This is a genomic window from Neptuniibacter sp. QD48_11 (assembly GCF_047778095.1).
Taxonomy (GTDB): Bacteria; Pseudomonadota; Gammaproteobacteria; order Pseudomonadales; family Balneatricaceae; genus Neptuniibacter.
On sequence record NZ_CP180551.1, the window covers coordinates 439,702 to 464,644 of the forward strand.

Consider the following 24,943-nt stretch of genomic DNA (forward strand, 5'->3'; position numbering starts at 1 on the left):
GGGGATTTGCTCACAATCTGACAGTTTCATTTAAACGTTGCGTTTAAAGCTTATTCACAGGTGAATTTTTTACTTAAACCACAATTTATCTGCTGGTATTAATGCCAAGGCGTAATAGTTTTCTCGTGTGTGTATATTATCATTGTTGATATAGCGGCCTGCGCTTGCGCAATAAGGTAAATAGATAAGGCAGAGGATGTCTTGGGGCTGTGACTGACTTATCTTATTTATAGAGCGATGTGCCATATGGCTGGTTTCGAGTGGAATCAGGGTTTAAGTGTAGGAGTGAAAGAAATTGATAATGACCATAAGCGGTTGTTAGCAATCATTTCGGATCTCGCTAATGCCATTGAAGAAAATCATGAAAAAGAGATCATAGGCCAAGTTTTCACGAAGTTGGAAGAGTATGTTTCGCTTCACTTTCAACGTGAAGAAGCACTAATGGCGCGCTGTGGTTATCCCGACTTGGATGAGCATATTCAAGGCCATCAATCCTTTATCAATAAAATCCCAGAGCTCAAAGAGCAGTTGTTGCATGCTGATTCAGTTGAAGTAGCGCGAGATGTTTATCTATTTCTCGTCGACTGGTTGCTCAATCATATTGCTGTTGATGATATGTCTTATCACCAATGTGTGAGTGATAAAGGTGCAACTGACTCTACCAATAAACCACAGCGATTCTTTTCTAAAATCGGACGCTTTATAAGTGCAAGATTGCCCTTAGGAAAAAGAATCTTATTAACGGCGTTTATACCGGCATTAGGAATGTTGCTCTTAAGTTTGGTTCTGTTAAGTAGCAGTGTCAGCCGTTACCAAACGATGGAGCAACTATCCGAACTTACTGCGATTGCCCATGAAGTAAATACTTTAAGTCATAGCTTACAAGCAGAGCGGGGTTTGACTACAGGGTTGATAGCGTCGCAATACCAAGTGTTTTCCCTTGATATAGCCAAAACGCGTTTGCAAACAGATCAAGCAATTAAGGGCTTCCTAGTTCGAGCAAAACAGCTTTCAGAGAATGAACTGTCTCCTCAGATACAGACTTTGTTGCAAGAGTCTTCAAATTGGTTGGATGTAATCGATCAACAACGGGAAAAAGTTGATCAACAAGAGCTATCCATTATTGAAATGCAGCACTATTACACCGCTTTAATTGATTATCTATTGAAGATACCAGCAGCATTTACCTTTATGGGGTTAGATGCTGAGTTGGAATCACATTTGTCTAGTTTTACCTCAGTTGTAAACTTGAAAGAGGTTGCTGGTCAGGAGCGAGCATTAGGTACGTTGATCCTGGCAGATGATCGCATGAATCAATCTGAGTTGCATAAGCTGATCTCGTTAATGGGGCAACAGCAAGGTTTGATTCAATACTTTAATCAGGTGGCGAGTATCAGCCAACAGAAGGCTTATCAAAGGATGGAATCTAGCGAAAGCTTCCAACAAGTAGAGAGCCTAGAATTGCAGCTTTATCGGGTTTTACAGACCAAAAACCGCGAAGATATACAACTAACGGAAGCGCTATGGTTCTCAGCATTGTCAGAAAAAATCGACTTACTCAAAGCGTTAGCTGATAAGTTGGTGATGGATATTACGGAGTTGGCTGATCAAAATGCTGCTGACGCACGACTCAAGTTGTATCTAACCTCGTTGATCTTGTTGTTAATAACTGGCCTGACGTTGCTCGCCTGCTGGATGTTAAATATCAGTATTATCTCGCCTGTGGCTATGTTGAATCGGGCGATGGTGCGTTTATCCAAAGGCGATCAAAGTTTTGTCTTTACCGATCGGTTTGTTGATGATGAGTTAGGGCGTACGATTAAAGCCTATGAGAGTTGCCGCCGTAGCCTTTTACAGGCAGATATTAGGAACAAGGTTCATCAACAACGGCAGTTAATGGACCTTAAGCATAAGACGATTGAGCATGAGCGCTATCGTCGCTTAGCTTCAACCGATTCTCTGACCGGTGCGGTTAATCGACGTAAATTTAATAAGTTGGCTGAACATGAACTAGGGCGTGTGCAACGTTACCGCAGACCGCTCTCGTTACTTATGCTAGATATCGATTTCTTCAAAAGAGTGAATGATACTTACGGTCACGCCGCTGGGGATGAGGTTTTAAAAGTGTTCTATCAGACCTGTGTAGATATAGCACGTAAGACCGATATTGTCGCTCGTCTGGGGGGAGAAGAGTTTGCCATCCTGATGCCGGAGACGGATTTAAATGCAGCGCGAAAGGTTGCTGAACGTATCCGTCACAATGTTGAACTGCTCTTAATTGAGGTAGAAGAACATAATATTGCGGTGACTGTCAGTATTGGTATCTCTAGTTGGGAACAAGGAAGATTTAAGCAAGTTAATCAAATGCTTAGTGCGGCAGATGAAGCGCTGTATATGGCAAAAGCCCAAGGACGAAATCAGGTTGTACTTTACTCTGATATTTAATGTCAGGGGGTGCCCCGCTATTAGCAATAACGGGGCGGCTTATGGTTTATCGTTTTCCTAGCGTTTGATAACTCTTACCTTTTGATGAATTTTAGGGTCATACGGTCACTTTCACCGATTGCTTGGTAATGCGCTTTATTAACTTCTTTTAATCGATAACTCGGTGGTAGGGACCAGACGCCAGCTTTGTGGTCCTTAGTATCTTTAGGATTGGCGTTGATCTCAGACGTCTCAACGAGTTCAAATCCTAAACCTTCAATAAATGAAATTAGATAAGTTTCCGGAACGTAGCCATTTTCAGCGCTTTCTTTGTAATCACTGCCATCTTTAGCGCGGTGTTGAACTACACCAAGAGTACCGCCCTTTTTTAGCACGCGATGAAAAGAAGGATAGACCTCTTCTATGCCCCCAAAGCGTATCCAGTTATGGGTATTTCTGAACGTAACTACCATATCTTGAGAGCTATCCAGAACTTCAGCTAAATAGGTATCACCTTTCTTAAACACCACTACATCGGCTTTTCCATAAACTGATGGATTCGCTTGTAGCTTTGTCACAAGTTTGTTGTGTAAGCCCTGTAAAAAGTTGTTTGGGTGATCGGCGCCGAAGCTCGCTAAGGTGAGATGTCCGTTGTCTTTCAACATCGGCGCAAGGATCTCTGTGTACCAGCCGCCACCAGGTAATATTTCAAGGACAGTCATATCGGGTTTGATGCCGAAAAAAGAGAGTGTCTCTACAGGGTGGCGATAAACATCACGCGCTATATTCTTTTCGCTGCGGTGTTCTGCAGCAACGGCTTGTTTTATAAATTCATTAGAGGCATGCACAGTATTAATGCTGGCGATGCAGAATATAAACAGTGACATTTTAATGAATTTCATCGTATTCAACCTTCTATGTTGTTTATGGCTGGCTTGAGTCTGTTATATCCCAATGTGCCTAATAATGGCTTTATCCTCAAGTCGTCTCGGTAATAACTTATCCCAATAATCTGTGGATAAGTTCGTTGATAGTCTGAGTGCTACTTGCCGAAAGCCTTAATTTACGTACGTTGCAGAGAATTGCTCATCTTTGTAACACTTAGGGAATAGATTAGTACGAAGCGATTAATTTGCCTAACTGTGCAATAGCGTCGACTTGTTCTTTTTGTCGAGTGTAATGGGCAAAACATAAGCGGATATGGTGATTAAAACGCTGGTCTGCACAAAAGAGGTTACCGGGTGAAATGCCAATACTTGCCTCAAGCGCTTGTTGAAATAGTTGGTCGCTATTGACCTGTTTAGGCAGTGTAAACCACTGCAAAATACCGCCGCTTGGTTTGATAAAGCAGGTGTTACTGGGCCAATGTTGACGGATATCTTCATCGAGCATCTCGACTCTCTCTTGGTAGCCACGACTAACTTGTGAGAGATGACGGCGATAACGACGGCCTATCAGTAATTCACTGATGCCTTGTTGCGATATGGCAGAACAGGCGATGCTGGTAACAAATTTTTGGAAGTTAACTTGTTCGTAGTAGCGCCCGGGTAGTACCCAGCCCAGCCTTATATCAGCATCTACTGTCTTAGAAAAAGAGCCACAATGCAGTACTCGTTGATCGGTATCCATCGCTTTAAGCGCTGTCGGTCTTTGTTGATTGAAGCTGAGTTCTGCAAAGACATCATCTTCAATAACCGCTATATCCCACTTGTTGGCAATGGCCATTAAGCGCTGTCGACTTGCTAAATCTAGATTGAAACCCAGCGGGTTATTAAAGCTTGGGTTGGTCAGTACCGCTTTAATTGGCCATTGAGTTAGGGCGGTTTCTAGAGCATCTAAATTAGTCCCTAAAATTGGATCTGAAGGTAGTTCCAATACCTTAAGCCCCAAAGCTTCAATGCACTGTAAGGTGCCGTAGTAGCAGGGTGATTCAACGGCAATGGTATCCCCTATCTGGGCTACAGAACGTAAACAGAGCGATAAAGCTTCCTGAGCGCCATGGGTAATCACAATCTCTTCACTATTACAGCTAAATGCGGTGGCATTCAGGTGATCAGCTAATACGGACAGAAGTTTAGGATCGCCCGGCGGGGTGCTGTAATGGCTGCGGCGTTTTTCACTGGTGTGTGCCCAATGACGAGTATGTTTGGCTTGCTGCTGATAATACCAAGCGACCGTTGGCCATCTGGAATCGGGGTAAGCCGAACCGAGAGCTAAGTGCCCATGTTGATTCGCTGCGCCCAAAACACTGAACGCAGTCGAGCCCAACTTAACTTTTCGCGGTTTGATGGCAGGAACTGAGTTTTTCGGGGAGGAGACAAAGAACCCTAGTCGTGGTTTAGCGTAAATCAGTTGCGACTGCTCTAACTCAGTCAGGCCTTTGATGATGGTATTTTTACTTAACTGATATTGCAGGCTTAAGGCCCGGATAGAGGGCAAACGGGTGCCGGGCGATAAATCACCGCTTTCGATTCTAGAGCTAAGCTGTTGTACCAACAGTAAATACTTTTTCATGGGTACAGTTTGTATAAATTTACAGACAAGTGCAATTTGAGGCTTTTCTGTACCCTTGAAACTGACCTGTCTGTGTCCCTTTTTTGTTTAGCCTGTTCTCTCTACAGTGATGCAATCAATTTAGATAGTTTGTAGAGAGTCAGTCATGCTGAATAAACAGCAGTGGATAACTTTAGTTCCTTGGGCGTTTGTGGGTATTTGGAGTACCGGTTTTATCGGTGCCAAGTATGCGGTGCCTTATATGGAGCCTTTCAGCGTCCTACTAGTACGTAGTTTGCTGACGATTGTTGTCTTTGCGGGTTTATTAGCATGGCGTAAACCGCAATGGTGTAGCTTGCCGCAAGCAGGTCATCAGATGGTGGTGGGGTTTCTCGTTCATGCCTGTTACTTAGGCGGCGTCTTCGCAGCAATCGACTGGTCACTTCCAGCTGGGATTACCTCATTGGTGATGGGGTTACAGCCCATATTAACGGCCTTGTTGGCTGTCATCTGGTTACAAGAGCGGCTGTTGAAAACCCAATGGTTAGGTTTAGTTCTGGGTTTAATCGGTGTTGTTATGGTGGTCAGTCAAGGTTATTCACAGGGGAGCTATTTGGCTGGTGGAGATGCATGGGCAGCTGCGGTGATTGCGTTGGTCGCTATATCATTAGGCACTTTGTACCAAAAACGTTTTGGTGTCGGTGTAGATCTGATGGTGGGGGCTTTTTATCAATACGTGGCGATGGCAATTGTGATGGCTATATTGGCCTATGCATTTGATAGCGGTGTGGTGGAATGGAACTGGACCTTAATTGGTGCATTAGCTTGGATGGTATTGGGCTTATCCGTCACTGCAATACTGTTGCTGCTAATTATGATTCGCGAAGGGGAGGCGAGTAAGGTCGCTAGCTATTTTTATCTGGTGCCCCCTTTAACCGCGATAGAGGCGTGGTTCTTGTTTGATGAATCGTTATCGATGCTGGCAATGATAGGGATTGTAGTTGCCGCTCTTGGTGTGTTTTGCGCAGCAAGAAAGATATAAATATAAATTTTTAGCTTCTTTTAGTTATAAGAAGTGTATTTTTTAGTCTTAATTATTAGGTGAACCGACTTGTCTACTTTTCTGTCATAAGGGCATATCAATTAATCGATATAACTCCCAGTGGTATAGGGAGCTCTTAAATTAGAAAGGTAAATAATATGTCTCTTAAAGTTAAATCTACACTACTTGCGTTAATGTTTGTTCCTACCCTAGGTATGGCTGCGGATACGGATCACGAACAAGCCATTAATTTTATTTATAGCAGTAATGGGATGGAACTCAGTGAATCGGCATCTATGAATAAAGTCGAAAAAGTGATGAAAAAGGAAGTTTCTACATCAGATAAAAAGCAGATGCAGAAAACTAATGGAATGGACTACAGCCGTATTTGGTCGGGGTATCCTAAAATTGAAGGGCATGAAGTGTATTAGTTGATCAAAAGAGAATGGGGCTTTTAGCCCCATTTTTATGTCTTATGAGTAAGCCTGATCAGCTTAAAGTTGCCGTTAGAGGCAATACATTCAGCCTGATGGAAGAACTGCTTAGCTTTTCGCTCTAGTGGGATATGCATATTGGTAACAAAGCAGGCGACCCCACGGCCATTCAAACGGTCATGAGCCGCTTTTAGAAAACGGTCTGTCAGGTCTCCGTCGACGGAAAATCCTGCATGGAAAGGGGGGTTACAGAGGATTAGATCAAATTTCTCGGTAATACCCTCTGCACAACTCGCAGGTATGACTTTGCCGTTGATTGGATAACGGTTAAAGTTTCGCTCGCAGGCTTTTAAGGCGGCAGCGTTGTTATCTGTCGCTGTTACCGGGATATCTAAGTGGCTCAGATTCAAGGACAAGTAGCCATAACCGCAGCCTAGATCCAGAGCGCTTTTCGGCGGTTCTGGCAGGGTCATTAAGAAACTATCGAGATGCTCGATCAGGTAGGCGCTACCGCGATCAATTTTATCCCAACCGAACACACCAGGTTTGCTGTAATACTCAAATGTCTCGTCACTGGCAGTGACACGCAGCTGGTGGAAATCTTTAGCATCCAACTGGTCTTCACTCGAAGTGTTTAGTTTAGTGAGTGTAGCGGACCATGTGTTTTTATCGGCTTTGCTGGTTTCACCCTCTCCAAAAAGCTTTTTAGCCTTGCTGAAGTAGGTTTTGATCCCTTCTCCTTTCTCACCGGCAATATAGAGCTTTCCCTCAGGTTTTAAGCAGCGGAAAGCCTCATTGATTAGATGGTGGACCACCGGCTTTTCTTTGGATACTCGGTAGATCACAGAGTCCAAACTGTTATCTTCGATGATGCTTAGATCATAATCGGAGAAGAAAACCTTCCAACCTTGACGATACAGATGCTGTTCCAGATCAATTCGGTTGGTAATGGCGATAACGGCTTCATTGGCTGGGATATTAGCACTGAGCAAGTTTTCATCAGCGAGCCAAAGCGAACGACCGGAAGCGCGTTGGATATAAGGGGCGATTAGATTAAAGGCTGTATCACTCATTAGATGCTATTAATCTCTTCTTCTGTCAGAAAACGGTATTCGCCGGGTTCTAGGTATTCATCGAGCTCGATATTGCCGATACGTGCGCGGTGAAGCTCTTCTACTTTGTTGCCTATAGCCGCGAACATACGCTTAACTTGGTGATAGCGGCCTTCGGTAAGAATGACTTCGGCTTCATTACTGGCAATTAAGGTTAGCTCAGCGGGTTTAGTGCGCTCCTTATCATTGTGCAGCATTAAACCTTGCTTGAATTTCTCTACGGCATCTTCAGGAATTGGATCAGCCGTGGTTACTTGGTAGAGCTTGCCTGTTTTGTGTTTTGGCGAGGTGATTTTGTGAGCCCATTTACCATTACTGGTGATAAGCACTAAACCGGTTGTGTCCACATCTAGTCGGCCACAGATCGTTAGTTCCTCTGCCCGTGGTAGATCTATCAAGCTTAGAACCGTTGGGTGGGTACCGTCGTCATTGGAGCATACACAGCCCAAAGGTTTATGCAGCATGATGTACTTATCACCTGGCGCATCTACTGGATAGCCGCTTAGATAAACCTCATCGTCTTCACCCACATGCATAGATGGGTCGGTCACTTCAATATCGTTTACAACAACTTCACCCGCTTTCATAAAGCGGCGAACTTCTTTACGGGAAAAGCCGGAAGATTGTGCTAAGTATTTATCTAGGCGCATAAGGTAAGTCTATAACAAGCTTTAAAGTGCGTAGTATATCGGAACTGGCATTGTCCCTATAGCCTGCACCGTTTTTTAGTTGAAGGTTTTAAGCTACTATAGCGCCTTCAAATCAGGAGCCCTACCGTGAAACTTTTTGTTGATAATCTGACCAATGTCGATTTTTCCTATTTACACCCTCAACGTGGGTTGATGGGGGAGTCGTGGCTTGTGCAGTTAGAGCTGGATGGCAGCCTAAATGACCAAGGCATGATCTGTGATTTTGGGATTGTGAAGAAGAAGGTTAAGCAGTGGTTTGATCTATGGGTAGATCATGCGCTGGTGGTTCCTACGGGCATGCCACGTCTTAGTCATTCTACTCAAGACGGCTACACTGAGGTCGAGTGGCTTTATGCGGATGGTGAAAGTTTTTATTGCCGTTCCCCTGAGCCTGCAATCTGCCTAGTAGGTATGCCTGAGATCACAGAGAAAACTTTGGCTGAGTGGTGTCGGGATAAGCTTTTAGAACTTTTCCCAAATGAAGTAAAAGGGCTAAAGATCTCCTTTGTTCCTGAGAAAATCGACGGTGCTTTCTATCACTATAGCCATGGTTTGCAGAAGCATGATGGTAACTGTCAGCGCATTGCGCATGGTCATCGTTCTAAGATCGAAATCTATATCAATGATCAGCGTGAACTCAATCTTGAAAAAGAGTGGGCTGAACGTTTCACTGATATCTATATAGGTTCGGAATCTCACCTAATTGAACAGTGTGAGAGCCGTCATCATTACGCTTACACAGCGCCGCAGGGTGACTTTGCAATCAGTCTACCTACATCGGTTTGTTACTTAATCGATACAGATAGCACGGTTGAATTGATCGCTGATCATCTAGCCAAGCAGATCAAGCAATCGTATCCAAATGATAAGGTGTTGGTGCGTGCTTATGAGGGTGTAGGTAAAGGCGCTATCGCTGAATACTGAGCTGAGAACCAAGGTTTAGTTTCTTTAACTTCTCTCCTTTTTTACCTTCTTTTAGGCAGAAAAAAACCGCAGCTGGAGCTGCGGTTTAAAGAGTAGGACGGTGTAACTAGACTTAAGTCTAGCTTAGTCTCGCTCAACTGCCAGTGCAGTACCCATACCACCACCAATACATAGTGTCGCTAGGCCTTTCTTCGCGTCACGCTTGTTCATTTCGTGAACTAGGCTTACGAATACACGGCAACCAGAAGCACCGATCGGGTGGCCTAGAGCAATCGCACCACCGTTAACGTTAACGATGTCAGTGTTCCAGCCAAGATCTTTGTTTACAGACATTGCTTGAGCAGCGAATGCTTCGTTCGCTTCAACTAGTTCTAGATCATCTACAGACCAGCCAGCTTTTTCTAGTGCTTTCTGAGTCGCAGTGATTGGGCCTGTACCCATGATAGATGGATCAATACCAGAGTTAGCGTACGCTTTGATGCGTGCTAGTACTGGAAGACCTAGTTCTTTCGCTTTCTCTTCAGAACAAACGATTACTGCAGCAGCACCATCGTTGATAGTAGAAGCGTTACCTGCAGTTACAGAACCGTCTTTTTTGAATGCTGGACGTAGTTTACCTAGCGCTTCTGCCGTGCAACCGAAACGTGGCTGCTCGTCAGTGTCAAATACGATTGGATCGCCTTTGCGCTGAGGAATTGTTACTGGGATGATCTCATCTTTAAAGCGACCGCCTGTTACAGCAGCTTCTGCTTTGTTTTGAGATGCAGCAGCAAATGCGTCTTGCTCTTCACGTGTGAAGCCATATTTTTCAACGATGTTCTCAGTAGTGATACCCATGTGGTAATCGTTGAATGCGTCCCATAGACCGTCTTTGATCATTGTGTCGACCATTTTCCAGTCGCCCATGCGAGCACCGTTACGAGAGTTTGGAACAACGTGAGGAGAAGAGCTCATGTTTTCCTGGCCACCAGCGATGATGATGTCTGCATCGCCACAACGGATTGCTTGTGTAGCCATTTGAATAGCTTTAAGACCTGAACCACAAACTTTGTTGATAGTTAGTGCAGGAACTTGAATTGGTAGGCCGCCATTAAGCGTCGCCTGACGGGCAGGGTTCTGGCCACAGCCAGCCGTCAAAACCTGACCCATGATTACTTCGTCAACTTTTGCAGGGTCCAGATCGATCTTCTCGATCAGACCTTTGATAACTGTTGCACCTAGGTCAGATGCAGCAATTTTAGATAGGGAACCACCGAAAGTACCAACTGCGGTACGGCCCGCAGCTACAATTACAACGTCACGCATTCGAAATGCCTCTTAGCTTAGCTATGTACAAAGTTCGTTCTTCACGATGATGGTATGGCCAAATTTTTGGCCGATAGTATTCAGTGAAAAGCGGCGTTTATTCAGTGACCGTTGTGCCCTCTCTACTCATTTAGGGGCGGCCAAAATCCGTTTTTCTGAGCACTTATACAACCTTTATTGTTTTTATTGCAGTGCAAGAACTCATCGTCCTAGCAGTCTGCGCGACCGAGCCCCCGGTTGTCAAGCCACGAAAGTAGCGGGTTGTATAAGACTTACGATTGAAATAGCAAGTATTGCGCTGCAGCAATACTTGAGCGTTTAATTTGAAAATATGAGGGATATCAGGGGGTTCCGAGTAGGTGTAACCCTACTCGGAAGAGGGGTTACAAATTAATCTGTAAATTATCGATTAATCGGGCAGGGCCAAGGTAGGCTGCTGCCAGTACGACTAATTGGGAGTCTTCAGATGTCGCAGGTTGTAGATCCTGGCTGCGACAGATAACCAAGTAATCGCGTTTGAAACCAGCGGTTTCTAAGCGCTGCTGAGCGCTTTCAATCAGGGAATCGAAGTCTTTATCACCTTCAATCAAAGCGGCTTCAATTTCGCGTAGCGAAGCGTTAAGTACGGTGGCTGTTTCCAGTTCCTGCTCTGATAGGTAACCATTGCGAGAGCTCAATGCTAGGCCTTGCGCATTGCGGGCAATCGGCGCACCTTGGATCTCTACTGGTAGGCTAAGATCTTCGGTCATTCGGCGAATAACCATCAACTGCTGGAAGTCTTTTTCACCAAAGACAGCCACATCAGGTTGAACCATACCAAACAGTTTAGCTACGACCGTCGCAACACCACGGAAGTGGCCTGGGCGAGTCGCGCCGCAATAAAGGTCTGAAATCTTTGGTACTTCAACCTGTGTCTGAGATTCACGTCCGTTCGGGTAAACCTCCGAATCGGTCGGTGCAAACAGGTAGTTGCAGCCGCGAGAATTAAGTTTCTCTTGATCAGCAGCGAGAGTACGTGGGTAATTATCTAGATCTTCCCCTGCACCAAATTGCAGAGGATTGACAAAGATCGATGAAACGACAACATCGCTATTCGCTTTTGCCTGATCGATCAGTTGTAGGTGACCTTCATGCAGGTTACCCATCGTTGGTACAAAGCCGATACGCTTGCCTGCTGCTCGCTCTTTATTGAGGGCTGCACGTAGTTCAGCAATGGTATGTAGAGTGATCATGTTTATTCAAACTCATGCTCGGAAGCAGGGAAAGTACCGCTTTTAACGTCGGTCACATATTGGCTGATCGCTTCTTCGATGCTATTGGCATCAGCCATAAAGTTTTTCACAAACTTAGGGCTGCGGCCTGGTGTTACGCCAAGCATGTCATGTAGAACCAGTACTTGAGCGTCTGTGTCAGAACCTGCGCCAATACCGATAACAGGCACATCCAGTGCTAGTGTGATCTCTTTGGCTAAGATAGATGGAACGCACTCAAGCAAAATCACGCTAGCGCCAGCATCTTGCAGCATAACGGCATCGTTAATCATCTGTTGTGCCGTTTCTTTATCGCGACCTTGGACTCGATAACCGCCGAGTTTATTGACAGTTTGAGGTGTCAGGCCAAGGTGAACGCAAACAGGGATACCACGTTCAGCTAGCATAGATACAGTTTCTGCAAGCCATGCACCGCCTTCCAGTTTCACCATGTTTGCACCCGCCTGCATAAGTGCAGCGGAGTTATCCATAGCAAGTTCTGGAGTGGAATAGCTCATGAAAGGTAGGTCGGCCATGATAAGGCTTCCCTGATTACCTTTGGCGACAGCTTGAGTGTGGTAAGCCATCTCTTCAACAGTTACGGGTAGAGTACTGTCATTGCCTTGAAGCACCATGCCCAATGAATCGCCTACCAGAATTACTTCTGTGCCAGCAGAGCTAACAACATGCGAGAAACAAGCGTCATAAGCGGTAAGTACCGCGAACTTTTCGCCTGCTTTCTTCATTGAGGACAACGTGTGCAGAGTAATATTGCTCATGGAATGATCTTCCTGTTATTACGCGTTGGCGCGATTATACCTATATCTTTGTCAGGCTGCCCATAGGGCATGCAACTAATAGGGAAGACAAAGTTACATCATTAGGTATGATTAAATCGGGTGCGATATCGGCCAGAGGGTATAGAACAAAGCTGCGTTCGTGCATAAATGCGTGTGGTACGCAGAGACGTTCGGTGTTGATTTGGCTATTACCGTATAGAAGCAGGTCGAGGTCGAGGGTTCTTGGTCCCCAGTGTCGCTCGCGGACTCTCTGGTGTTTCTGCTCAAGTCCCTGAAGCCGATCCAACAGTGCATGGGCTTCTAGGGTCGTTTCTATTTCTGCAACGGCATTGATAAAGTCTGGCTGATCTTGAGGGCCAACCGGTGCAGAACGGTATATGGGTGATGCTTTGACTAAGCGGCAGTTTTCCAGTTCTGCCAGCTCAGAAAATGCTTGTTCAACATGCTGAAGAGGGTTGTCAAGATTACTGCCCAACCCTATGTAACAACGAACCGCAGTCGTCATTGTGATGACTCTTGGCGGGACTTATTTGAATTAGAACGGCGACGACGTGGTTTGCGCGGTTTATCACCTTTACCTAAGCTTTTTTCCATGCTGTTTTTGCTTGGCTCATTGGCGTTCTGGAAATCAGTCCACCACTGGCTTAGTCCTCCTAGCTCTTCACCGCTGTTTTCACGCAGTAGAAGTAGATCATACGCCGCTCTAAAGCGAGGCTGCTCCATCAAACGTGCTGCACGGTTGCCTTGGCGGCGTGGCAGACGCAGTTGCATCTCCCAAATCTCACGGATTGGGGTAGAGAAACGACGCGGTATAGCGGTTGAACGAACTTGTTCTGCAAGTACTTGATTGGCTGCTTCATGTAGCGCCGGTACCGGTGGCATCTTGTTCTCTTTCATCAGCTGTTGCATACGTAGCTGAGTTGGGTACCACAAGATAGCTGCAAATAAGAACGCCGGTGTAACGCTTTTGCGCTGTGCCAGACGGCGGTCAGTATTTTTAAGTGCGTTCTCGATCAAGCGTTCCAGCGGTACATCCAGGTTGTCACTTTGCAACAATTTCTGAACCTGCGGGAATAACGGCTCAAACAGATCTAAACGTTGTAGCTGTTTATAAGATTCAATTGCGTGACCGGATTGCAGCAGTTTTAGCACTTCATCAAATAGACGTGCTGGCGCAATGCGTTTCAGCATTGGTGCTAAGGTGCGAATCGGCGCTTCTGATTGCTGTTCAATCGAGAAATCAAGCTTAGCGGCAAAACGAGCTGCACGTAGCATGCGTACAGGGTCTTCTTTATAACGATCTTCTGGGTCGCCGATCATGCGCAGAATACCTTTCTGCAGATCGTCATAACCATTGGCAAAATCGTAGACGCAGTGATCTTTCGGGCAGTAGTACAGCGCGTTTACAGTGAAGTCGCGACGTAGCGCATCATCTTCAATTGTGCCGTAAACATTGTCGCGTAGGATCATGCCGCTATCGCATTGTTTGCCTTGTTCGCCTTCAGCATTTTCAGCTTGGTTATCGTGGCTTGCGCGGAAGGTTGCGACTTCGATCAGGTCACGGCCAAAGCGGACATGAACCAGTTTAAAGCGGCGGCCGATCAGGCGGGCGCGGCGAAACAGATCTGCAGCTTCTTCTGGATGTGCATCTGTCGCTACGTCAAAATCTTTTGGTCTTTTCTTAAGCAGTAGGTCACGGATACATCCGCCAACTAAGTAGCCTTCGAAGCCTGCATCTTGGAGGCGGTAGGCAACTTTCAGGGCATTATCATCTAAATGACGGCGTGGAATCTTATGCTCATCTTCAGAGATCAACTTCTTTTCAACAGCAGTGATTAATTGCGTGTTTTCAGCAGAGTCGTTAACGGACTCTGTACTGCTGCCAAATACTTTGCTCAATGCGTTACTGATGGTTTTAAGCAAGGTTGTGCCTACCTATGCGATTTATCTAGCCGGAAAGGGTAGTAATTGTACGGGTGTTCAGGCTTATATCAAATCTAAACAGTGCTTACTGCCCGAATTAAATGGGTGCGCAATCATACCACTGTTACACAGCAGATTGGGAAATTTAAAAGATAGAAGAAAAAGGGAAGGAGATGGGTAGCTGATCGCATCTCAGGCAACAACGGCTATTTCTCAGCTTGTTGTTTTTGTTCTAAGAGCAATATTAAGATCGTTACAGCTTCGCTACGATCAGCTTTCTTAAGCCTCATTATTATTTTTATTCGAGACAGGTACTTCTTTAATCTATTCCAGTTTTTATTTTTATTGGCGGTCTAGTTTAAGAAGTGTGCTTCTTTTTGTTGTCGCGCAGTATATTGCACGGCATGTGCCAGTTTTTATTAATCCTTATAAAACAATGGCTTATTTTTGATTGTTTGTTTTTTGATCTACTTTTGTAGCGGTTTTGTTACTGGGTGTTACGCTTTGGTACTAGTTGCTGGGTAGTACGGTAACACCTGAATTGTTACCGTAATGTTACTTAAATGTCACCCTTTAGACCTTGGTATAATCTATTTTTTCGACTTGCGAGGAATGCCAAGTTTTTGTCTGCGTTCCCATAAACACTTGCGGCTCACGCCGAGCTTCTTAGCCAGTTCTGTTTCGCTCAATTGATCCTGATTTTCTAAAACGAATCTTTGGAAGTAGTCGTCTAAAGATAGTTTAGATTGGTCTTCAGTCTGTACTGCTTGAGGAGTAGCCTGATTCATCGCGACAAACTGGCTTTCAATATCATCTAGCGAGCTTACTGGGATATCTAAGCCTAAAAGGTCAGTGGTAATGAATGGACCTTCTGCAAGAATAGTTGCACGCTCGATAGCATTTTCTAATTCACGAACATTGCCCGGCCAGCTGTATCTGCGCATCGTTTCAAGCGCATCATTGGCGAAACGTAAAGGCGCTGTTTCCATTCGCTGACAAACACGAGCCAGCATTTTTTCAGCTAACTCGATAATATCGTCGCCGCGTTCTCTTAATGGCGGAATGCGAAGCTCCATCACATAGAGTCTGTAGTAGAGGTCTTCACGAAACTCGTTCTGTTTTGCTAGCTCTTTTAGATTCCTATGGGTTGCAGCAATCAGGCGAACATCAACTTTCTTTGATTGCACAGATCCTACACGTCGGATCTCACCTTCTTGTAGGAAGCGTAACAAACGAGCTTGAGCTTCGAGCGGAAGCTCTCCGATTTCATCAAGAAATAGCGTACCGCCATCTGCAGCTTCAAGTAAGCCGCTGCGGCTGCTGCTAGCGCCGGTAAAGGCGCCTTTTTCGTGACCAAAAAGTTCTGACTCAATCAGGCTCTCTGGGATCGCGGCGCAGTTCACTGAGATCATTGGGATATTGGCGCGATTGCTCTGTTCGTGAATCGCGCGAGCTGCAAGTTCTTTACCTGTGCCTGACTCTCCCTGAATCAAAACAGTCGCTTGGGTGCGAGCAACTTTCTTAATGCGCTTATCGAGTTCCTGCATCGGTTGGCAGGAGCCAATGATATTAGTGCGGTTCTCGGCAGTTGCGGCATCATGTTCGGTAACGGGACTGTCAGATTCCGAACGAGAGGAAAGAATATGCTGCACCGAGCTGATCATCTCATCGTGATCAAAAGGCTTAGCAATATAGTCAACAGCACCGAGCTTCATCGCATCAACAGCGGAGCGTAAACTCGCATAACTGGTCATGATCAGTACAGGAACTGATTTCGCCAACGAAATCATGTCTGTGCCAGGTGCGCCCGGCAGACGAAGGTCGCTGATAATCAGGTTGAAGTCGCCAAGGTTGAAACGGCTGGTAGCTTCATCTACAGAAGCGGCGTCGTCGACTTGGAAATGGTTTTTCTCGAGTAGTCTGCGCAGTGCAGACCGGATTATTGTTTCATCTTCTACAATCAGAATTCGGCTCATCGGCTCTCTACCTCTCATCCCACTATCCTGCGCTGTCGGGATCTTCTGTCCACTTTAAGCGCGGGAGCGTTATTACCACTTGAGTGCCTTTGTTCTGCTTGTTGTTGGCTGGGCTTATAATTTCAATATTACCACAATGTTCTTCAATAATATTGTAAACCAAAGATAGGCCTAAACCTGTACCCTGACCAGGGTCTTTTGTGGTAAAGAACGGTTCAAACAGACGTTCTTGGGATTCGGCTGATATACCGCTGCCTTCATCGGTTACTCGAAGCTCTACGGTTTCAATATTTTCATTGGCATGGAGCCAGATGCGCCCGCCTTCAGGTGAAGCATCGCTGGCATTTTGAATCAGGTTTACAAAGATTTGATGAAGTTGTTGTGGATCACCACTCACGCGAAGCTCATCGGGTATCTGATTGATGTACTGTTGTTGTTTGCCATGGCTATCCAAAGACATGAGGTGAATAGCTTCTTCAGCACATTGGGCAAGAGATACCGGCACTTGCTCTCGTTCCGCTTCGGGGCGACCTGCATGGGCGAATCTGACCAGGGACTGCACTATACGGCTGATACGTTTGGTTTGATCGACGATATGATCGCCGGTTTCAAGAATATAGTCGTTATCTGTTTCTAACTTCAGGTTCTGTGCTAGACAAGCGATCCCCGTTACAGGGTTGCCGATCTCGTGGGCAACACCCGCAGCAAAGCGACCGATCGATGCAAGTCGTTCGTTATGGCCGAGCTTGTCCTGCATGATTTTAGTGTCGGTCTCGTCTTCTAGTAGCAATACCATGCCGATATCGCGACGCTCTTTAAGGATCGATTTGTGCAAACTGAACCAATGAGTTTGTTCATTTAAGATCAGTTTTTGGCTCAACTTGTGATCGCTATCCGCGTGGGCAAATTCTTCTAAAATAGTGCTCCAAGTATCGGTATGGCTTTGTAGCGGCGTACCAATAATCTCTTCCGCTTTAATTTGGGTCAGACGCTCCATCTCAATATTCCAGAACAGCACTTGTCCAGAGGTATCGAGGGTACATACACCGACGGGGAGTTTTTGCAGTGTAAGACGGTGGTAACGGCGCATTTCATCAAGTTCGGCAGCAAGACCGGTCAAACGTTCTTGATAGTTTTCCAGCTGGTTTTCAATCAGGTGCGTATTACTGGCTTTGAAGGTAATTGGATCGGAAGGTTGATCCAAAGGCTCAAGTAAAGCAGCGGCTTCTATAGGCCCAAGTAAGCCTGAAAGGTTGGTTTCAAGCGTTGTTCGAAGGCGTAACAGATCGATCGGACGCACGGTCTGCGATTGTATATTCAGACTCTCTAGTGCTTTTTGAACTTCGCGCTCTGCGGTTTTGCGGCCCAATCGGCTAGACAGTAGATCGGTAAAGTCATCGATTCTGGAAACGCGTAGGTGGTTGGAACTTGGCTTTTGCAACGCGTTCATCAAGCAGGATTGTGCGGCCCTACGCTCATCTTCTGATTGAGGGAAGATTAGAGAGACTACGGTCAGAAGAGCAGTGTTCAACATCAGTGACAGAATCGCAATATGGTCCCAATTATCTGTATCTAAATCGAAAGGTACCAATTCGCTGGCCGAGCTATCTAGAAGCGGGACTAACATGGTTAGCAGCCAGATCCCCATGCCAGCGGATAAGCCTATGAGTAGACCCCAGCGGTTAGCTCTGGACCAGAACAGGGTGGATAGTAATCCCGGTAAGAACTGTAGGAAGGCCACTACAGCAACCACGCCCATCTGATGCAGGGCAAAGTCCGTACCTATCTGGCGATAGAAAAGATAGCTGGCAAGTAGCATCGCCATGATCAAACTACGTCTAAGCCATAATAGCCAGGCATAGAAGCGAGGGGTTTTCGGTTTTGGGACTAACGGCAGAATAACGTGGTTCTGAATCATCGAAGCCATAGCTACAGTTGCCACAATCATAATACCGCTGGCTGCTGACAAACCGCCGATAAATGCCAATACCGTTAGCCAAGTAGAGTCTAAGAAAACACCCATGTTCAAAAGGATGAATTGCGCTTCACCGCCTACGCCAAGTGCTTCGCCAGCCCAAAGTATGGGTGGAACTGCAGCTGCAAGCAAAAACAGAAACAGCGGCATCGCCCATGTGGCTTTATAGAGTGTTTCGTCAGAGGAGTTTTCGGTAAACAGCATATGGAACATATGCGGCATCACAATTGCTGCGGTGAAAAATGCCAGTAGTAAGGTTCGCCAAGCATCGCTGTCTACCGGCGCTTCTAAGCGCTTGATCGATTCAGGATGGCTGGTGATAAAGTCATTAACGCCTTCTACTCCACCTAAGACGCCAAAGATGGCAAAGCCAGCGATCACCAGAAGTGCGATCAATTTAATCAGTGATTCAACTGCCATGGCCACCATCAGGCCTTGATGAGTCGTTCGTAAAGAGGCGTGACGTGCACCGAATAAAATCGAAAAGAGTGCGATAACAAAGCAAAAGCCTAAGCCTATCTGGTCAACGCTAAATTGGTCATTTAGCAGATACAGGGCATCGGTCACCGCTTGTATCTGAATTGAAAGCATCGGGAGAGTGGCGATGACGGTGAGTAGGGCTGTAATAGTACCAACCGCCCCGCTGCGAAAACGAAAGGCGAGTAGGTCGGGTAGTGAGCTAAGTTGGTATGTCCTCGAAATCCTGAGGATTGGGATCAGCAGTACCGGGCCTAAGATAAAGGTGACGACAGCACCTAAATAGGAAGCTAAAAAGCTATATCCCGATTCTTGCGCCAGTCCAAAGGCACCATAGAACGTCCATACGCTGGCATATACCCCGATAGAAAGTACATGGGTAAATGGATGGTGCACCAACTGTTTGGGTAATAGTCCTCTCTCGGTAAGGTAGGCTGTACCAAAGAGAAAGAGCAGATAAGCAACTCCGATCAGGATGAGTAATGGAAGACTAAACATCTCTCGGTCTCCGCTCGATCAGAAATGCTAATAAGATAATAAGAAACCAAGCAACGTAAGGAAGATACCAGGGTGTTGTCAGGCTCTGCCAGCTATCAATAATGAGGGGTAATACCATGTATAAACCGGGTATCAATAAAAGTAGGACTCGGTGGAAATACATCTTACGACTCGTTTAGTAGCGGCTTACTGAGTGTTGGTTTTATTTTGCGTATATCCCAGTTTGCAATCGCCCACTCCAGTAGTTCATCTCTACTTGCGTATAGCAGTTCTCGTGGTGGTTCTTGATCTAAGAATTGCAAAGCTTTAAATAAAACTGGAATTGGATCGGTGGTTTCTAGTGCCGGTGCAAAGGTTTGCTTACTCAGCTTTTGACCTTCGGCGTTGGCCGCGACAGGAATATGTGCATAAGCAGGTGTTGGATAGCCTAACAGCTGTTGTAGATGAATCTGTTTAGCCGTTTCATCTAGTAGGTCTGAGCCGCGTACAATATGGGTAATGCCTTGCAGATAATCGTCGATAGTCACGGCGAGTTGGTAGGAATAAAAACCATCACGGCGGAATACAACAAAGTCGCCAGTACTACTTAAATTATAGGCATGGGGGCCTTGGATAATATCGCGAAAACTAATGAGCGTGCCGTTGCTGTTGATCCTAATGGCAACGTTGGCGTCTTGCTCCGGTGGGTGCATTAAACAATGTTGGTCATACACCAGATTATCGCAACGGCTTAGGATCTCTTTGCGTGAACAGGAGCAGGGGTAAGCGTGATGCGCTTCTAGCAGTTCCTGTAGTACTGGGGCATAGAGTTCAAGGCGTTCGCTTTGAAGGCTGAGTTCACCATCCCAATAAAGACCGTAACTTTCCAGTAACAGTGGAAATTGTTCTTTGACGTCTGGCTGTTCGCGAGGAGGATCTAAATCTTCGATGCGTAAAAGCCATTCACCCTCATGGGCACGTGCATCCAAAAAACTGGCGAGTGCAGCAAGGAGTGAACCAAAATGTAATGGCCCAGTAGGGGATGGGGCAAATCGGCCGATATAGGTCACGATAAATGCTTAAAGCTAAGCCAGTTATATTAACTGGCTTAGTTTAGATTTAGCCGCCGACTTGCTTTTCTTTGATCTCCGCCAGCGTTTTGCAATCGATACACAAAGACGCTGTAGGTCGAGCTTCGAGACGTCGAACGCCAATTTCGATACCGCAGGCATCGCAATAACCGTATTCATCTTCGTCGATCAGCTCAAGCGATTCATTGATCTTTTTGATCAATTTACGTTCGCGGTCACGAGTACGTAGCTCAAGGCTGAATTCTTCTTCCTGGCTAGCTCGATCGCTTGGATCTGCAAAATTTGAAGGCTCTTCGCGCAAGTGGTGGATAGTGCTATCCACTTCTTCCATCAGTTCTTGTTTCCAAGCGCCTAGGATTGCACGGAAATGATCCTTCTGCTTCTCATTCATGTATTCCTCACCCTCAACTAGTGGGTAAGGATCAATATGTGTGAAAGATTCGCTCTTGTTTGGCATAAGCGCTGCCTCACTCTCTTTCTTTCGTAAGCCACCTTAAGGGTGACTTCACTTGCCTGTGTTTAGTTATGCAATAAATACATTGATTTAGCATAGAAGGCAGGCAAATTACCAGATGCCTCGCCGTTTCGCTAGCCCTAAATGTATTCTATTGATACTAAAAGACATCTCATTAGGTTTAGTTCACCTTGAAGCGCTTGTAAATAGGCGCTCTAGGCGGGATATTCGTAAATGGTCTGAGGTATACTGCCATTTTTAGTGTTTGATCAGGTATTCGCATGGTATTCCGTCCTTCCCAACGTGTTGCAGAAATTGAGTCTTTTAAAGTGATGGACTTGCTGAAACGGGCTAAGCAACTTGATGATGCTGGATGTGACGTTATCCATATGGAGGTGGGTGAGCCTGATTTTGCAACAGCACCATTGATTGCAGAAGCAGCCAAAGCGGCGATTGATAGCGGCCTGACTCAGTATACGCCTGCCGCGGGTATTCCTGAGTTACGCGAGGCGATCAGTCAGTGGTATGCCACGAAATATGGCTTAGATGTCTCCCCTGATCGGATCGTTGTAACCACCGGCGCTTCCAGCGCTTTGCTGATGGCGTTCTCTTTGCTCGCTGATGCTGGGCAGTCGTTTATGATGGCTGACCCGGGTTACCCATGTAATCGCCAATTCTTGCGCTTTTTAGAAGCTAAATCTCAGTTAGTGCCGACCAATGCAGAAGATAATTTCCAGTTAAACGCTGAGTTGATCGAACAGCATTGGCAAGCTATTACTGCGGGAGTGCTGTTAGCTTCTCCTGCTAATCCGACCGGTATGGTCGTCCATCGAGATGAGTTAACTGATATTGCTGCGACAGTTAAAAAACTAGGTGGTCATCTGGTTGTTGATGAGCTCTATCATGGGCTTACCTACGGAATAGATGCGCCAAGTGTATTGGAAATTGATCAAAATGCTTTTGTAATCAATAGTTTTTCTAAATATTTTGGGATGACAGGTTGGCGTTTAGGTTGGCTGGTGGCGCCTGAGGAGGCTGCCCCAGAATTAGAAAAATTAGCGCAGAATTTGATGATTTCGCCAAACACGGTTTCGCAATATGCAGCACTGGCTGCATTTAAGCCTGAAACGATTTATGAATTGGAGCGTAGACGTTTTGAGTTCCAAAAACGTCGTGATCTTTTGGTGTCTGGTTTAAGAGATTTAGGCTTTGATTTGCCAGTTACCCCTGAGGGGGCATTCTATGTGTATGCAGGTGCTCAACACCTTACCGATAATACCTTCGATTATTGTTGGTCATTGTTGGAAGAGGACCATATAGCGACTACGCCGGGGTTGGATTTTGGTCAGCACCGTAGTCAGGAATTTATTCGATTCTCTTACACCACAGGATTGGATCGCATTCAGTTGATGCTGGAGCGTTTAGGTAAAAGGATTCAAAAATAATGCAATTCGAAGATCTAATCGAAGGGCGTTTGGTCAAGCGTTATAAGCGTTTCCTTGCAGATGTTGTTTTGTCGGATGGTCGAGAAGTTACGATCCACTGCCCGAATACCGGCTCCATGAAAAACTGCGCTGATCCAGATAGCCGTGTTTGGGTGCACGACAGTGGCAATCCTAAACGTAAATACCCATTGGGTTGGGAGCTGGTGGAAGTTGAAGGGCAGTATCTCGCCTGTATTAATACCGGTCGTGCCAATAAACTGATTCGCGAAGGGATTGAGCAAGGGGTGATTGCTCAGCTGCAAGGGTACTCTGATATTCGTCAAGAGGTTAAGTATGGAGAAAACAGCCGTATTGATCTCTTGTTGGAAGATGAAGAGAAAGGTCGAGCATGGGTTGAAGTTAAGAATGTGACTTTGCTTGAATCTGATAACTGGGGAAGCTTTCCAGATGCAGTGACTAAGCGTGGCGCTAAACACTTGCAGGAATTAATGGCGATGGTGGAGCAGGGTAACCGCGCTGTGATGCTGTTTTGTGTGCCTCACACAGGGATTCAACAGGTACGCCCTGCCGATCAGATCGATCCAGAATATGGCCGCTTACTGCGTGAGGCAATAGAGGCTGGGGTAGAAGTAATTGCTTATGCTGCAGATATCTCGCCTGAACAGATCAGTATTCAGCGCGAGATTCCGGTAATTACTTAGCCGAGGATCACTTGGCCGTCATCTAAGGTGAATGGGATGGCGGTCAGGCTATCTTCTACGCAGGGGCCTGAGATGCATTCGCCACTGTCAATTTTGAAGAGCGCGCCATGGGTAGCACACTGGATGAAGGTCTTGTCGTAATCTAGAAACTGATCAGGCTGCCATTCTAGGGGGATGCTGCGATGTGGGCAGCTATTCTCATAGACGTATAACTCACCACGGTATTTTACCGCGAAAAGCTTTTTGCCTTCACACTCAAACCCTTTAGCCTGACCTTCGGTAATCTCATCAATGTGGCATAAGGCTGTCATTAGAAAATTACCTCTTGGATTCGCAGCTGCTCTAATAAACGTACGATTGCTTCATCATCGTCGGTATCGATTGAAAGAGTAAGTGCTCGCTCCTCTTCTGTTAGAGGCTGTGCAAGCTGTTGTTGTTCCAGCATAACCGCAATGTCAGCATCGGATGCATCAGAGCCCTCATTGGAACGGCGCTTCAAACGGGCTTCAATCAGTTTTTGCTCGCATTCGCAGCTGATAATACGAACAGGGATGCCGAGTTTCTCTGCTAGTTCGATATAGTTCTGACGTGTTCTTTGGCGCAAGCAGGTTGCATCAACTACCACTGAATAACCGTTGCGCAGTAGCTCTGCACTGTTATCAAAAAGGTGATTGAAGGTATGGGCGTTCATTTGCGGCCCATATAGATCTATCTTTTCCCCTTTTAAACTCAACTCGCGGAAAAGGCGTTTACGCTCAACATCAGAACGGATACGAATAGTATCGGTTTGATCAACGAGTTGTTGGCTTAAATGGCTCTTGCCACTGCCGGAAATGCCATGCATCAAAAACAGTGCTGGTTTTGGTGCGCGAGCATAGTAATCGGTTAGACGCAGATAGCGGCGCAGGGTTTGTAGATCGTGATGCTCGCCTAGTACTGCAACCTTTGCGCGAACCATGGAGCGGTAAGCTTTATAGAAATTAAGCAGTGGTAGGGCATTGTAATCACCACTGATTTCTAAATAGCGGTTTAAGCAGCGATTGGCCCATCGGAACTCACCGTTGGCTTCCAGATCCATAAGGAGAAAAGCAAGATCACAAATACTATCTATCCAGCGGAACTGTAAGTTAAATTCGATACAGTCAAACAGTCTTAGCTCATCATGGAAAAGAGTGATGTTGGCTAAGTGAAGATCGCCATGGCATTCGCGAATATGACCGGATTGCTTACGTTGTTCAATCAGAGGGGTCAGTTTGCGGAACTGTTGCGCAGTATAATGGGATAGCTTTTGTACTTTGTGCCAGTCATCTAGTTCGTCGATAGCGTCGGTGATATGGCTGAAGTTATCGGAGACAACTTCCCAAATCGTTTCCGCTTCACCCCAAGGGCTGTCTTGCGCCACCATCGGAATACGCTGGTGAAAATCCGCGATTTGTTCGGCTAATGTATCGATCCAGCTAGCTTCAAAACGATGATTAGCTAAAAGGAGATCGAGGCGTTGAGAATGATCAAATTGCTGCATTTGAACAGCATATTCAATGATCTCTTCATCGTCTTCTGGATTGAAAATCGGCTTCTCAGCACTACCGCCAATACTGATGACTTGCTGGTAGATATCAGGCGCTAATCGTTGATTTAGACGTAGCTCTTCCTCACAGAAGTGCTGACGCTTCTCTAGCGTGGTAAAATCCAGAAAACCGAAATCCACTGGCTTTTTAATCTTATAGGCATATTCGCCTGTTAAGATCAGCCAGGAAATGTGGGTTTCTATCACCTCAATCTGGTCGACTGGATGCGGATAGAACGAAGCTTGTTTTAGAGAGTCGATTAGGGTCATAAACGTACTGATATACCTGCTAAGGGAAGGCATTATACTGAGCCAATGGCAAAAAAGAGAGCACCAAAATCGTCAAGTCGTGGCAAAAGCACTAAAAAACCACGCAGTTTCCTG

The 24,943-nt window shown here is 45.9% G+C and carries 21 protein-coding genes; 6 read left to right on the plus strand and 15 right to left on the minus strand.

Annotated elements, in window-relative coordinates; all coding sequences use genetic code 11:
- Window positions 1-285: 285 nt before the first annotated feature.
- Window positions 286-2,445: a bacteriohemerythrin gene (locus tag ACMXYU_RS01995; protein WP_415899964.1), complete on the plus strand. Its 2,160-nt coding sequence runs from the start codon at window positions 286-288 to the stop codon at window positions 2,443-2,445.
- A gap of 74 nt (window positions 2,446-2,519) precedes the next feature.
- Here the strand turns inward: ACMXYU_RS01995 and ACMXYU_RS02000 are convergent, their stop codons facing one another.
- Both ACMXYU_RS02000 and ACMXYU_RS02005 read right to left on the minus strand, forming a co-directional pair.
- A complete protein-coding gene (locus ACMXYU_RS02000) occupies window positions 2,520-3,326 on the minus strand; it encodes a class I SAM-dependent methyltransferase (RefSeq protein ID WP_415899965.1) in 807 nt (268 codons plus the stop codon).
- A 211-nt stretch (window positions 3,327-3,537) separates the two neighbouring features.
- Window positions 3,538-4,938, minus strand: a complete 1,401-nt coding sequence (locus ACMXYU_RS02005) for a PLP-dependent aminotransferase family protein (RefSeq protein WP_415899966.1) — start codon at window positions 4,936-4,938, stop codon at window positions 3,538-3,540.
- A 145-nt stretch (window positions 4,939-5,083) separates the two neighbouring features.
- On the opposite strand from ACMXYU_RS02005, the gene ACMXYU_RS02010 reads away from it, so the two are divergent.
- Together ACMXYU_RS02010 and ACMXYU_RS02015 are read left to right on the plus strand one after the other, a co-directional pair.
- The gene (locus ACMXYU_RS02010) at window positions 5,084-5,959 is read left to right on the plus strand and encodes a DMT family transporter (RefSeq protein ID WP_415899967.1); all 876 of its coding nucleotides are present in this window, start codon (window positions 5,084-5,086) and stop codon (window positions 5,957-5,959) included.
- A gap of 158 nt (window positions 5,960-6,117) precedes the next feature.
- Window positions 6,118-6,390 (plus strand): hypothetical protein, encoded by a 273-nt coding sequence (locus ACMXYU_RS02015; RefSeq protein ID WP_415883322.1) that lies wholly within the window; start codon window positions 6,118-6,120, stop codon window positions 6,388-6,390.
- Between the two features lie 35 nt (window positions 6,391-6,425).
- Here ACMXYU_RS02015 and ACMXYU_RS02020 read toward each other — a convergent pair whose 3' ends face one another.
- Both ACMXYU_RS02020 and ACMXYU_RS02025 read right to left on the minus strand, forming a co-directional pair.
- Window positions 6,426-7,466 carry a methyltransferase gene (locus ACMXYU_RS02020; RefSeq protein ID WP_415899968.1) on the minus strand — a complete coding sequence of 347 codons (1,041 nt, stop codon included), beginning with the start codon at window positions 7,464-7,466 and terminating at the stop codon, window positions 6,426-6,428.
- A complete protein-coding gene (locus ACMXYU_RS02025) occupies window positions 7,466-8,155 on the minus strand; it encodes a pseudouridine synthase (protein ID WP_415883324.1) in 690 nt (229 codons plus the stop codon). The genes ACMXYU_RS02020 and ACMXYU_RS02025 overlap by 1 nt, the downstream gene beginning before the upstream one ends.
- A 126-nt stretch (window positions 8,156-8,281) precedes the next feature.
- On the opposite strand from ACMXYU_RS02025, the gene ACMXYU_RS02030 reads away from it, so the two are divergent.
- A complete protein-coding gene (locus tag ACMXYU_RS02030; protein WP_415899969.1) occupies window positions 8,282-9,118 on the plus strand; it encodes a 6-carboxytetrahydropterin synthase in 837 nt (278 codons plus the stop codon).
- 123 nt (window positions 9,119-9,241) lie between these two features.
- Here the strand turns inward: ACMXYU_RS02030 and ACMXYU_RS02035 are convergent, their stop codons facing one another.
- The 9 genes from ACMXYU_RS02035 to dksA all read right to left on the minus strand — a co-directional run bounded on the left by ACMXYU_RS02035 (window position 9,242) and on the right by dksA (window position 20,849).
- Window positions 9,242-10,423 (minus strand): acetyl-CoA C-acetyltransferase, encoded by a 1,182-nt coding sequence (locus ACMXYU_RS02035; protein ID WP_415883327.1) that lies wholly within the window; start codon window positions 10,421-10,423, stop codon window positions 9,242-9,244.
- Window positions 10,424-10,806: 383 nt separating this feature from the next.
- Window positions 10,807-11,655, minus strand: coding sequence for a pantoate--beta-alanine ligase (gene panC, locus ACMXYU_RS02040; RefSeq protein WP_415899971.1), 849 nt, complete (start codon window positions 11,653-11,655; stop codon window positions 10,807-10,809).
- Window positions 11,656-11,657: 2 nt separating this feature from the next.
- A complete protein-coding gene (panB, locus tag ACMXYU_RS02045; protein ID WP_415883329.1) occupies window positions 11,658-12,452 on the minus strand; it encodes a 3-methyl-2-oxobutanoate hydroxymethyltransferase in 795 nt (264 codons plus the stop codon).
- Window positions 12,453-12,492: 40 nt separating this feature from the next.
- The gene (folK, locus tag ACMXYU_RS02050) at window positions 12,493-12,978 is read right to left on the minus strand and encodes a 2-amino-4-hydroxy-6-hydroxymethyldihydropteridine diphosphokinase (protein ID WP_415899972.1); all 486 of its coding nucleotides are present in this window, start codon (window positions 12,976-12,978) and stop codon (window positions 12,493-12,495) included.
- Complete coding sequence (pcnB, locus tag ACMXYU_RS02055) at window positions 12,975-14,396, minus strand: polynucleotide adenylyltransferase PcnB (protein WP_415899973.1); 1,422 nt, start codon at window positions 14,394-14,396, stop codon at window positions 12,975-12,977. Before pcnB ends, folK begins: the two co-directional genes overlap by 4 nt.
- Before the next feature lie 590 nt (window positions 14,397-14,986).
- A complete protein-coding gene (locus tag ACMXYU_RS02060) occupies window positions 14,987-16,372 on the minus strand; it encodes a sigma-54-dependent transcriptional regulator (protein ID WP_415884633.1) in 1,386 nt (461 codons plus the stop codon).
- Between the two features lie 22 nt (window positions 16,373-16,394).
- Window positions 16,395-19,322, minus strand: coding sequence for a sensor histidine kinase (locus tag ACMXYU_RS02065; protein ID WP_415899975.1), 2,928 nt, complete (start codon window positions 19,320-19,322; stop codon window positions 16,395-16,397).
- A gap of 164 nt (window positions 19,323-19,486) precedes the next feature.
- The gene (gene gluQRS / locus ACMXYU_RS02070) at window positions 19,487-20,371 is read right to left on the minus strand and encodes a tRNA glutamyl-Q(34) synthetase GluQRS (protein ID WP_415899976.1); all 885 of its coding nucleotides are present in this window, start codon (window positions 20,369-20,371) and stop codon (window positions 19,487-19,489) included.
- 49 nt (window positions 20,372-20,420) lie between these two features.
- A complete protein-coding gene (gene dksA / locus ACMXYU_RS02075; RefSeq protein WP_415883334.1) occupies window positions 20,421-20,849 on the minus strand; it encodes an RNA polymerase-binding protein DksA in 429 nt (142 codons plus the stop codon).
- Window positions 20,850-21,127: 278 nt separating this feature from the next.
- Between dksA and ACMXYU_RS02080 the strand changes: the two genes are divergently transcribed.
- Both ACMXYU_RS02080 and sfsA read left to right on the plus strand, forming a co-directional pair.
- The gene (locus ACMXYU_RS02080; RefSeq protein ID WP_415899978.1) at window positions 21,128-22,291 is read left to right on the plus strand and encodes a pyridoxal phosphate-dependent aminotransferase; all 1,164 of its coding nucleotides are present in this window, start codon (window positions 21,128-21,130) and stop codon (window positions 22,289-22,291) included.
- Window positions 22,291-22,992 (plus strand): DNA/RNA nuclease SfsA, encoded by a 702-nt coding sequence (gene sfsA / locus ACMXYU_RS02085; protein WP_415899979.1) that lies wholly within the window; start codon window positions 22,291-22,293, stop codon window positions 22,990-22,992. Before ACMXYU_RS02080 ends, sfsA begins: the two co-directional genes overlap by 1 nt.
- Here the strand turns inward: sfsA and ACMXYU_RS02090 are convergent.
- The gene (locus ACMXYU_RS02090; protein WP_415899980.1) at window positions 22,989-23,303 is read right to left on the minus strand and encodes a Rieske (2Fe-2S) protein; all 315 of its coding nucleotides are present in this window, start codon (window positions 23,301-23,303) and stop codon (window positions 22,989-22,991) included. The two genes, sfsA and ACMXYU_RS02090, sit on opposite strands and share 4 nt — an antisense overlap.
- Window positions 23,303-24,829: an AAA family ATPase gene (locus ACMXYU_RS02095; protein WP_415899981.1), complete on the minus strand. Its 1,527-nt coding sequence runs from the start codon at window positions 24,827-24,829 to the stop codon at window positions 23,303-23,305. The genes ACMXYU_RS02090 and ACMXYU_RS02095 overlap by 1 nt, the downstream gene beginning before the upstream one ends.
- Window positions 24,830-24,943 lie beyond the last annotated feature (114 nt).

Coding starts and splice junctions, on each gene's coding strand:
- ACMXYU_RS02005 (WP_415899966.1), bottom strand. CDS start 4,938: ATGAAAAAGTATTTACTGTTGGTACAACAGCTTAGCTCTAGAATCGAA.
- ACMXYU_RS02090 (WP_415899980.1), bottom strand. CDS start 23,303: ATGACAGCCTTATGCCACATTGATGAGATTACCGAAGGTCAGGCTAAA.
- ACMXYU_RS02010 (WP_415899967.1), top strand. CDS start 5,084: ATGCTGAATAAACAGCAGTGGATAACTTTAGTTCCTTGGGCGTTTGTG.
- ACMXYU_RS02035 (WP_415883327.1), bottom strand. CDS start 10,423: ATGCGTGACGTTGTAATTGTAGCTGCGGGCCGTACCGCAGTTGGTACT.
- ACMXYU_RS02060 (WP_415884633.1), bottom strand. CDS start 16,372: ATGAGCCGAATTCTGATTGTAGAAGATGAAACAATAATCCGGTCTGCA.
- ACMXYU_RS02095 (WP_415899981.1), bottom strand. CDS start 24,829: ATGACCCTAATCGACTCTCTAAAACAAGCTTCGTTCTATCCGCATCCA.
- ACMXYU_RS02000 (WP_415899965.1), bottom strand. CDS start 3,326: ATGAAATTCATTAAAATGTCACTGTTTATATTCTGCATCGCCAGCATT.
- sfsA (WP_415899979.1), top strand. CDS start 22,291: ATGCAATTCGAAGATCTAATCGAAGGGCGTTTGGTCAAGCGTTATAAG.
- ACMXYU_RS02020 (WP_415899968.1), bottom strand. CDS start 7,466: ATGAGTGATACAGCCTTTAATCTAATCGCCCCTTATATCCAACGCGCT.
- dksA (WP_415883334.1), bottom strand. CDS start 20,849: ATGCCAAACAAGAGCGAATCTTTCACACATATTGATCCTTACCCACTA.
- ACMXYU_RS02025 (WP_415883324.1), bottom strand. CDS start 8,155: ATGCGCCTAGATAAATACTTAGCACAATCTTCCGGCTTTTCCCGTAAA.
- panB (WP_415883329.1), bottom strand. CDS start 12,452: ATGAGCAATATTACTCTGCACACGTTGTCCTCAATGAAGAAAGCAGGC.
- ACMXYU_RS02080 (WP_415899978.1), top strand. CDS start 21,128: ATGGTATTCCGTCCTTCCCAACGTGTTGCAGAAATTGAGTCTTTTAAA.
- folK (WP_415899972.1), bottom strand. CDS start 12,978: ATGACGACTGCGGTTCGTTGTTACATAGGGTTGGGCAGTAATCTTGAC.
- ACMXYU_RS02065 (WP_415899975.1), bottom strand. CDS start 19,322: ATGTTTAGTCTTCCATTACTCATCCTGATCGGAGTTGCTTATCTGCTC.
- panC (WP_415899971.1), bottom strand. CDS start 11,655: ATGATCACTCTACATACCATTGCTGAACTACGTGCAGCCCTCAATAAA.
- ACMXYU_RS02015 (WP_415883322.1), top strand. CDS start 6,118: ATGTCTCTTAAAGTTAAATCTACACTACTTGCGTTAATGTTTGTTCCT.